This is a genomic window from Streptomyces sp. NPDC004610 (assembly GCF_040609715.1).
GTDB lineage: Bacteria > Actinomycetota > Actinomycetes > Streptomycetales > Streptomycetaceae > Streptomyces.
On the sequence record NZ_JBEXLA010000062.1, the window covers coordinates 23,451 to 33,278 of the forward strand.

Sequence of the window (9,828 nt, forward strand, 5' to 3'; positions counted from 1 at the left end):
TGGGCCACATCCCCGCGCCCGTCCCCGATGTCCCGCCCGCTGGGACGTGGGTCACGCGATCATGCCCGCCTCGTGTCCTCGGCCGTCACACCCGGCGCAGCGCGAACCAGAGTTCCATCCGGACGTCCGGGTCGTCGAGGTCCGTCCCCAGCAGGGCCGCGCAGCGGGCGACGCGCTGGCGGACGGTGTTGCGGTGCACGGAGAGGGCGACGGCGGTGCGGTCCCAGCTGCCGTGCAGGGAGAGCCAGGTGCGCAGGGTGTCGGTGAGGGCGGCACTGTCCGCGAGCGGGGCCAGCAGGGCGCGGGCGTGGGCGGTGGCCTCGTCCTCGGGGATCAGCTCGGCGAGGGCGGAGCGGGCGCCGTGGCGCACCAGCGGGGCGCGGGTGGCGCGGGCGCGGGCCAGCGCGCGGGCGGCCCGGGTGTCGGCGGACGGCCAGTCGGCGGGCGCGGCGGGGGCGCTCACCCCCAGGGTCCAGCCCGGCTGGGGGAGGGCGTCCCGCCCGGGGGGCAGCAGGACCCGTACGGTGCCCTCGTCCTCGTCCAGGTCGACCAGGGCCGAGCCCAGTGCCGCGCCCAGGCCCGAGGCGGCGAGGGGGTCGGCGGGGCGGGCGGTGGGGCGGGCGTGGACCACGCGCCAGAGGGGGGCGCCGGAACCGGAACCCGAACCGGCGTCGGTGTTCGTGCCTGTACTGGCACCGATGCCCGTGCCGTCCGTCAGGAGCGGGGCCACCTCGGCGGTGGGGGCGCCCAGCAGCAGCCGGACCAGCGCCGAGGAGCGGGTGGCCGCCGTACCGCTCTGGTGCTCGCCGGTGAGGAGGGAGAGGAGGACGGCGGCCAGGGAGGCGATGGTGTGGTCGGCGGGGTCGCGGCGCGGGGCGGCCAGGCCGAGGGCGAAGCCCTGACCGGCGCCGAGGGCGTAGGCGGTGAGATGGACGCCGTCGAGGGTGTCGGTGGCGGTGGTGGAGGAGCGGCTGGTCACCAGGCGGGTGAGGCGGGACAGGGCCTCGTCCACCGGGCCGTCCGGACGGGGGCCCGCGCCCGCGATCTCGTCGCCCCGCGGCCCGTACAGCACCGCCCGGCCGCCGCCCACCCGCTGGGAGAGCCGGCGCAGGACCGACGGCACCGGGTCGGGGCGGGCCGCGGCGGCGGCCAGGCTCCGCTGGGCCTCGGTCACCCGGCGCAGCTCCGCGTGGCGCACCTGGGCCATCAGCTCCCAGACCGCGCGGGCCACCGCCGCGAAGGTGGTCGCCGGTGGCACCTCCAGCAGGGGCAGCCCCCGGGACTCGCAGGCCGCGACCAGGGCCCGGGGTACGGTGTCGTGGACCGGCGCCACCCCGAAGCCGACGGCCGCTCCGCCCGCCGCGGCGACCCGGCCCACATAGTCGTCGAAGTAGGTGCCGGAACCGGCCGCCTCCGTGATGTGCACGCCCGCCGTCAGCAGCAGCTCACCGCCCAGGAGATACGGGTACGGGTCGGACATCTCCGTGGTGAGCGCGCCATGGATGATCACGCCGGACGCGTCCGGCCCGGCGATCTGCCGCAGCGCCAGGTCCTCGCGGGCCAGCAGCGCGGACAGCGGGACGGGCGGGGTGGGCGGGGTCGGAGGTACGGGCAGGGGCTGGGGGATCGGCGGGGCGGGGGACAGGGGTCCTTCCTGTATCGGACGACTCATGTGTGCGCTTCCTCCATCCCGTTCCGTTCGAATGGATGAAACGTACACTTCGCAGTCGCTTTCCGGCCACCTAGGGTCGGTCCAGACCGGCGGCGCCGGGCACGCGGGTACGGGCGGATGTCCCCGCGACCGCCCTGGTGACCGTCCCCGTGAACCGCCGCCGGACACGTCCCCATCTGCACGACACGCCACCGAGGTGCGCGAAGGAGGGCCCCTATGGCCGTCGACTACATCGTGATCGTCGTCTATCTGGCCGGCATGCTCGCCATGGGCTGGTGGGGCATGCGCCGCGCCAAGTCCAAGAGCGATTTCCTCGTCGCCGGACGGCGGCTCGGCCCCGCCATGTACTCCGGCACCATGGCGGCGATCGTGCTCGGCGGCGCGTCCACCATCGGCGGTGTCGGTCTCGGCTACCAGTACGGGCTGTCGGGCGCCTGGCTGGTCCTCACCATCGGCTTCGGGCTCCTCGCCCTGTCCATCTTCTTCTCGGCGCGGATCTCCCGGCTGAAGGTCTACACCGTCTCCGAGATGCTCGATCTGCGCTACGGCGGCCGGGCGGGCATGATCTCCGGCGTGGTGATGTGGGCGTACACCCTGATGCTCGCGGTCACCTCGACCATCGCCTACGCGACCATCTTCAACGTCCTCTTCGATGTGAACCGCACCCTGGCGATCGTCATCGGCGGCTCGATCGTCGTGGCGTACTCCACCCTCGGCGGGATGTGGTCGATCACGCTCACCGACATGGTGCAGTTCGTGGTGAAGACCATCGGGGTGCTGCTGCTCCTGCTGCCCATCGCGGTGGTCAAGGCGGGCGGCTTCGCGGAGATGAAGGCGCAGCTGCCGACCGAGTACTTCGACCCGCTGGGCATCGGCGGCGAGACCATCTTCACCTATGTCCTGATCTACACCTTCGGCATGCTCATCGGCCAGGACATCTGGCAGCGGGTGTTCACCGCGCGCAGCGACCGCACCGCCAAGTGGGGCGGCACCATCGCCGGCACCTACTGCCTGGCGTACGCGGTCGCCGGTGCGGTGATCGGTACGGCGGCCAAGGTGATGTACCCGGACCTGGCCTCCCCGGACGACGCCTTCGCCACCATCGTCAAGGACGAACTCCCCATGGGGGTACGGGGGTTGGTGCTGGCCGCCGCGCTCGCCGCCGTGATGTCCACCTCCTCCGGCGCGCTGATCGCCTGCGCGACCGTCGCCAACAACGACATCTGGGCCCGGCTGCGCGGGCTGGTCCGACCGGGGGCCACCACCGGTGAGCCGCACGACGAGGTGAAGGGCAACCGCGCCTTCATCCTCCTCATGGGCGTCGCCGTGATCCTCGCGGCCATCGCGCTCAACGATGTGGTCGAGGCGCTGACCGTGGCGTACAACCTGCTGGTCGGCGGTCTGCTGGTGCCGATCCTCGGCGGGCTGCTGTGGAAGCGCGGCACCGTGCAGGGGGCGCTGGCGGGGGTCGCGGTCGGCGGGATCTCGGTGGTCGTGCTGATGGCGTCCTTCGGCATCCTCGCCAACGAACCCATCTACTACGGGCTGCTGGCCTCCCTCGCCGCCTATGTCGTCGTCTCGCTGGCCACCCCGGCGACCGACGCGGCCGTGCTGGCGGCCTGGCGGGAGCGGCTGGCGGGGCGGGCGCCCGACCCGGACGCCGAGGCGGAGCCGGTCCCGGCCCACCAGTAAAGTCGAATGAGCGGCCGTAAGTCGTTCATCCGCCACTATTCACGCATACACGACTATTCACGTATGCGCGACGAAACGGCCAGAAGGTAAGAGAGAAGGCAAGCCACCATGAGCAGCAGCAGCACCGAGACGCCCCGCGGTCCCGTCGGTCCCGTCGACTCCTCCCGGATCCCCCGGTACGCCGGGCCCGCCACCTTCGCCCGGCTGCCCCGGCTGGACGAGGTCGGCACCGCGGAGGTCGCCGTCGTGGGCGTGCCCTTCGACTCCGGTGTCTCCTACCGGCCCGGCGCCCGCTTCGGCGGCAACGCCATCCGCGAGGCGTCCCGGCTGCTGCGCCCCTACAACCCCGCCCAGGACGCCTCCCCCTTCGCCCTCGCGCAGGTCGCGGACGGCGGGGACATCGCGGTGAACCCGTTCAACATCCACGAGGCCGTCGAGACGATCGAGGCCGCGGCCGACGACCTCCTCGGCACCGGCGCCCGGCTGATGACCCTGGGCGGCGACCACACCATCGCGCTCCCGCTCCTGCGCGCGGTCGCCAAGAAGCACGGCCCCGTCGCCCTGCTCCACTTCGACGCCCACCTGGACACCTGGGACACCTACTTCGGCGCCGAGTACACCCACGGCACGCCGTTCCGCCGCGCGGTCGAGGAGGGCATCCTCGACACCTCCGCGCTCTCCCATGTCGGCACCCGCGGCCCGCTCTACGGCAAGCAGGACCTCACCGACGACGAGAAGATGGGCTTCGGCATCGTCACCTCCGCGGATGTCTACCGCCGGGGCGCCGACGAGATCGCCGACCAGCTCCGGCAGCGCATCGGGGACCGCCCCCTCTACATCTCCATCGACATCGACTGCCTCGACCCGGCCCACGCGCCCGGCACCGGCACGCCCGAGGCGGGCGGTATGACCTCCCGCGAGCTGCTGGAGATCCTGCGCGGGCTGGCCTCCTGCCACCTGGTGTCCGCGGACGTGGTCGAGGTCGCCCCGGCCTACGACCACGCCGAGATCACCTCGGTCGCCGCGTCCCACACGGCGTACGAACTCACCACGATCATGACCCGCCAGATCGCCGAGGCCCGCGCGACGGCCGGTGCGGCGACGGCGGAGAAGGGTTCCGGAGCCAAGTGACTCACGACCACGACCTGGTACTGCGCCCCACCGAGGCGCAGACCATCGCGGCCCTCAACCCCCCGGCCGGCCGCAACGGCGGCGACCTGGTCGTGGAGACCCTGGCCGGGCTGGGCGCGACCACCGTCTTCGGGCTGCCCGGCCAGCACGCGCTGGGCATGTTCGACGCCCTGCGCCGCAGCGATCTGCGGTACATCGGCCTGAGGGTGGAGAACAACGCGGGCTTCGCGGCGGACGCCTACGGCCGGACGACCGGCGAGGCGGCCCCCCTCCTCCTCTCCACCGGCCCCGGCGCGCTGACCTCCCTCGCCGCCCTCCAGGAGGCCCGCGCCGCGTCCGCCCCGGTCGTCGCGATCAGCAGCCAGATCCCGACGGCGGGCCTGGGCGGCGGACGCCACGGCTACCTCCATGAACTCCCCGACCAGTCGGCGTCCTTCCGGGGCGTGGTGAAGTCCGTCCACACGGTCCGCGCCCAGTCCCAGATCCCGTCGGCGGTAGCGGAGGCATGGCGCTCGGCGCTGACGGCCCCGCACGGCCCGGTATGGGTGGAGATCCCGCAGGACGTCCTCCTCGCGCAGACCTCCCTCCCGGTGGTGACCGGGGTGGACGCGACCCCGGAGGACCTCCCTCCCCGGGTGGAGCTGACCGCCGTGGCGGCTGCGCTGCTCTCCGGTGCCGCCCGCCCGGCGATCATCGCGGGCGGTGGCGTCGTCCGCGCGGACGCCTCCGGCAAGCTCCTCGCCCTCGCCGAGAAGCTGAACGCCCCCGTGGTGACGACCTTCGGCGGCAAGGGCGCGTTCCCCTGGACCCACCCCCTCTCCCTCCAGTCCTGGCTGGAGGACCGCCACACCACGGAATTCCTTCAGGACGCGGACGTCCTCCTGGTCATCGGCTCGGGCCTCGGCGAACTCTCCTCGAACTACCACACCTTCGCCCCGCGCGGCCGGGTCATCCAGATCGAGGCGGACCTCGGCAAACTGGAGTCCAACCACCCCGCCCTCGGCATCCACGCGGACGCCCGCCTGGCCCTCCAGGCCCTGCTGGAGACGGTGGCGCCCCGCCCCGACGACGCCGCGAGGGATCGCGTACGGGACGTCCTCACCCGGGTCCGCGATCGCATCGCCGCCCAGGACCTCACCCTGGAGCAGAACACCCTGGCGGCGGTCCGGGCCGCCCTCCCCGCCACCTCCCCGTCCTTCTGGGACATGACGATCCTCGCCTACTGGGCCTGGTCCGCCTTCGACCCGGGCTCGCCCAACGCCATGCACTCGGCACAGGGCGCGGGCGGCCTCGGCTACGGCTTCCCGGCCGCGCTGGGCGCCGCGGCGGCCGACCCGACCCGCCCGGTCCTCGCCGTCTCCGGCGACGGCGGCGCGCTCTACTCCATCGCCGAACTCGCCACCGCCCGCCAGTACGACCTCCCGGTCACCTGGCTGATCATCGACGACGGCGGCTACGGCATCCTCCGCGAGTACATGACCGACGCCTTCGGCCGGCCCACGGCGACGGAACTGACCCGCCCGGACTACGCCGCCCTCGCGGAGTCCTTCGGCGTCCCCGGCATCCGCACGACCCCAAAAACCCTGGAAACGGACCTGAGGAAGGCACTGGGGGAGCCGGGGCCGTCGGTGGTGGTGCTTCCGGCGGTGCTGCGGATGTTCGCGGCTACGCATCTGGACTGACGGCACCGGAGGGCGGCGCGTCGATGGCCGCCCTCCCGCCCCTCCCGGCTCGCTACCAGATCGCCTCCACCCACTCCGGGTGGTCGATGAACGGGTTCCGGTTGCCCTGGTAGTTCGTGTAGATCTGGTCGTTGCGGCGTTCCTCGAAGGCGTCCGGGGGGTCCTCGTCGTTCCACTGTTTCAGGACCGAGAGGCGGCCGTGGTAGGGGACGCTGCCGTTGGTGACCGTGTCGTTGGGCTCCAGGTCGGGCCAGCCGTCGGTGCCCTCGTAGCGGACGGCCATGTAGAGGATCATGCGGGCCACATCGCCCTTGACCGCGTCGCGCGGCTCGAAGGAGTTGGAGTCGGTGAGGCTGCCGCCGCTGTTGGTGAAGGCGGAGCCGCCGTTGTCGAAGTCCTTGTTGCCCCGGGTGGAGTTGACCTGGACGTCCTCCGGGCGCAGATGGTGGAGGTCGGTGCCCGGTCCGGTGGCCGTACCGAAGTCGCCGTGCGACTGGGCCCAGACGTGCTCGCGGTTCCACTGGCCGGTGCTGCCGCCGTTGGCGGACTTGGCGCGGGAGAGGCCCGAGTAGAGCAGGACCACGTTGCTGGTGTTGCGCGGGTCCTGGTCGGTGACCTTCAGGGCCTCCCAGACCGCCGAGTACGAGATCTTGGTCTGCTTGCTGATGATCGTGTTCAGGGAGGTCTTCAGCGCCGGGCCGGTCTTGCCGATCGCGGGGGCGTAGTAGGTGGCGTCGTAGGCGGTGGTGGTGGCGGTGGCCGGGGTCGCCGAGAGGGCGGGGAAGGCCACGGCCAGGAGGACGGCCGAGGCGGCGAGGGCGACCGGGCGGCGACGTCGGCCGCGGCTGCGGGGGAGCTGCGTCACGGGCATGGGGTGTCCGTTCTACGCGGGTTGATGAGCGGGCACCTTGAGGGTGGCATGGACATGAGGACCGCGAGGTGTCGGTCACGTGTCCGTTGTGTGTCGGGTGTCACGCCGATGTCCCGGCACCATCCCCTCCGGTAACGGAACGGCCAGCTTTGGCCAGGACGTACAACCGTTCCCCCGGGTCCGTCAGTCGTAGCGGGCATGACTTTCGGGATATCCAGAAGCGCGCGATGGGTCGCCGGCGGCGTACTCGTCGCCAGCGTGGCCGCCATCACCCCCGCGTCGGCCGCCGCAGCGCCGACCGTCACCTGTACGTCGGCCAAGGCCGGCCTCGCCGCCAAGCTCAAGAAGGACATCACCGCCGCCCTTGCGGGCCGCAAGGGCACGGTCGCCGTGGGCGTCCAAGACCGCTCCACCAGCACCACCTGCACCCTGCGCGCGTCCACCGCCTACGACTCCGCCAGCGTCGTCAAGGTCACCGTCCTCGCCGCGCTGCTCTGGGACGCGAAGAAGACCAACCGCTTCCTCACCACCCGCGAGACCCAGCTCGCCACCGCCATGATCACCAAGTCGGACAACGCGGCGACCTCCACCCTGTGGAAGCAGCTCGGCATGACGAAGATCAAGGGCTTCCTCACCGCCGCGAAGATGACCCGGACCAAGCCCGGCGCGAACGGCTACTGGGGCCTCACCCAGATCACCGTCACCGACGAGCAGAAGCTGATGAAGCTGATCACCGCGAAGAACAGCGTCCTCAGCGACAACGCGCGCGCCTACATCACCAAGCAGATGAGCAAGGTGGTGTCGTCCCAGCGATGGGGCACCCCCTACGGCGTCCCCTCCGGTGTCACCGTCGCCGTCAAGAACGGCTGGCTCCAGCGCTCCACCCACGGCTGGCGCGTGCACAGCGTCGGCACCTTCAAGGGTGGCGGCCACGACTACTCGATCACCGTGCTGACCCATGGCAACAGCACCATGAACTACGGGATCACCACGATCCAGGGCGTCGCCAAGGCCGTCCACAAGGACCTCGCCGCGAGCTGACACTCCCTGCCGCCCGGCCGTCCCTTCACGGGAAGTCCCACCCCCGGACACCCACCCGCCCTACCGTGCCCCCATGCGCCCGAGACCGCTCCGCTCCGCCCTCGCCACCCTCACCGCGACCCTGGCCGCCGCGACCTGCCTGACCACCCCCGCGTCGGCCTCCGCCCCCGCCTGCTCACCGTCGGTCACGATCGAGGGCTACTCCGACGCCCTCGACAAGACGACCCACGACGGCACCTACGTCGGCAACATCTCCGCGCTCGCGACAGACCGGCGCGGCACCCTCGCCGCCCTCTCCGACCGCTCGGCCCTCTTCTCCCTGGACGGCCGCACGCTGCGCCCCCGCTCCGTCCTCCCCCTGGCCGACGAGACCGGCACCGCCCTGGACTCCGAGGGCCTGGTGGTCGACAAGGACGGTACGTATCTCATCTCGACGGAGGGCGAGCCGGCCGTACGCCGCTACTCCCGCGACGGCGAGATCCTCGCCCGCCTCCCGGTGCCGGACGCCCTGCGCGTCACCCCCGCCGGGCGGGCCACCCCCAACGGCACCTTCGAGGGCCTGACCCTCACCCGCGACGGCCGCACCCTGCTGGCCGCCATGGAGTACGCGCTGACCGGTGACACCCCCGGCACGGTCCGCTTCCAGACCTGGCGGCGCCCCGCCCCGAAGGGCGCCTTCACCCTCGGCCCCCAGTACGCCTACCGCGCGGACACCGGCCTCGGCGTCCCCGAGATCACCGCCCTCCCCGACGGCCGTCTCCTCGTCCTGGAACGCGGCTTCACGGCAGGCACCGGCAACACGGTCCGCCTCTACCTCGCCGACCCGCGCCGGGCCACGGACACCAGCGGCGTCGACCACCTCACCGACGGTCCGTCCATCCGCCCGATCACCAAGACCCTCCTCGCCGACCTGGTCGACTGCCCCGACCTGGGCGCCCCCGCCCACCAGCCCCAGCCCAACCCGCTCCTCGACAACATCGAGGCGATGACCCTCACCGGCACCGCCCGCTCCGGCCGCCGTCTTGAGGTCCTCCTCGCCAGCGACGACAACCAGAACGCGGCGCAGATCACGCGGTTCTATGAGTTGGGGGTTCGGGTGGGGGGTTGAGGGGGGCGGCCCCGCGCCCGTTGCGGGGGATGCGGCGGGGCCGGTCCTGCCCCCTCCGCCCCCTCAACTCTGCCCGTTCAGGCCGACTCCGGGTGCCGCCGGGAAGTTCCGGAACGCTTTCCTGCCGCCGGACCCGCGGATGGCTAGTTTCGTGCGCATGACAGCCCTCACCGCAAACGTCAAGCGCCGTGCCGCGCTCTTCTTCGGCGCCGCCACACTCGCCGCCTCGGCCGGTCTCATGAACGCCACTCCCGCCGCCGCGGCGGCATCGGACTGCAACGGGTGGGCGGTGTGCTACTGGGAGCACAACGACTACAACGGCGGCGTCTATGTCTTCGGGAGCCCCGGCACCCTGCCGCAAGGAACCCCCACGTTCGGCCACGACCTCGCCTCCTCGATCGTCAACAACACGGGGTCGGCCTACTGCTTCTACGAGCACTCCTACATGACGGGCCTTCAGTTCAGGATCGGCCCGTGGGAGCGCTGGGGCTCCGTCCCGAGCTGGATCAACGACAAGATCAGCTCCTTCAAGCCCTGCTAGGGCGTGTCTTCAATTGATCTTGCGTGGTGGATCATGGTCGGGTGATACGTCGTCATGAGCTGTCTGATGAGGAGTGGGAGTTCCTCCGTC

General features: G+C 72.0%; 8 protein-coding genes. 6 read left to right on the forward strand and 2 right to left on the reverse strand.

Annotated elements, in window-relative coordinates:
* Positions 1-85: 85 nt before the first annotated feature.
* A complete protein-coding gene (locus ABZX40_RS39685) occupies positions 86-1,672 on the reverse strand; it encodes a helix-turn-helix domain-containing protein (protein WP_355750350.1) in 1,587 nt (528 codons plus the stop codon).
* A 216-nt stretch (positions 1,673-1,888) separates the two neighbouring features.
* On the opposite strand from ABZX40_RS39685, the gene ABZX40_RS39690 reads away from it, so the two are divergent.
* The 3 genes from ABZX40_RS39690 to ABZX40_RS39700 all read left to right on the forward strand — a co-directional run bounded on the left by ABZX40_RS39690 (position 1,889) and on the right by ABZX40_RS39700 (position 6,177).
* The gene (locus ABZX40_RS39690) at positions 1,889-3,364 is read left to right on the forward strand and encodes a sodium:solute symporter (protein ID WP_355750353.1); all 1,476 of its coding nucleotides are present in this window, start codon (positions 1,889-1,891) and stop codon (positions 3,362-3,364) included.
* Positions 3,365-3,472: 108 nt separating this feature from the next.
* A complete protein-coding gene (speB, locus tag ABZX40_RS39695) occupies positions 3,473-4,495 on the forward strand; it encodes an agmatinase (protein ID WP_355750356.1) in 1,023 nt (340 codons plus the stop codon).
* Entirely contained in the window at positions 4,492-6,177 is a 1,686-nt protein-coding gene (locus ABZX40_RS39700; protein ID WP_355750358.1) for a thiamine pyrophosphate-binding protein, read from the forward strand. Before speB ends, ABZX40_RS39700 begins: the two co-directional genes overlap by 4 nt.
* A gap of 52 nt (positions 6,178-6,229) precedes the next feature.
* On the opposite strand, the gene ABZX40_RS39705 is transcribed toward ABZX40_RS39700, so the two are convergent.
* Positions 6,230-7,048, reverse strand: coding sequence for an endonuclease (locus ABZX40_RS39705; protein ID WP_355750360.1), 819 nt, complete (start codon positions 7,046-7,048; stop codon positions 6,230-6,232).
* A gap of 198 nt (positions 7,049-7,246) precedes the next feature.
* On the opposite strand from ABZX40_RS39705, the gene ABZX40_RS39710 reads away from it, so the two are divergent.
* The 3 genes from ABZX40_RS39710 (at position 7,247) to ABZX40_RS39720 (ending at position 9,738) form a co-directional block, all read left to right on the forward strand.
* The gene (locus ABZX40_RS39710) at positions 7,247-8,089 is read left to right on the forward strand and encodes a serine hydrolase (protein WP_355750363.1); all 843 of its coding nucleotides are present in this window, start codon (positions 7,247-7,249) and stop codon (positions 8,087-8,089) included.
* A 73-nt stretch (positions 8,090-8,162) separates the two neighbouring features.
* Positions 8,163-9,197, forward strand: a complete 1,035-nt coding sequence (locus ABZX40_RS39715) for an esterase-like activity of phytase family protein (protein ID WP_355750366.1) — start codon at positions 8,163-8,165, stop codon at positions 9,195-9,197.
* Positions 9,198-9,354: 157 nt separating this feature from the next.
* On the forward strand, positions 9,355-9,738 hold the full coding sequence (locus ABZX40_RS39720) for a peptidase inhibitor family I36 protein (RefSeq protein ID WP_355750368.1): 384 nt from the start codon (positions 9,355-9,357) through the stop codon (positions 9,736-9,738).
* Positions 9,739-9,828: the final 90 nt, after the last annotated feature.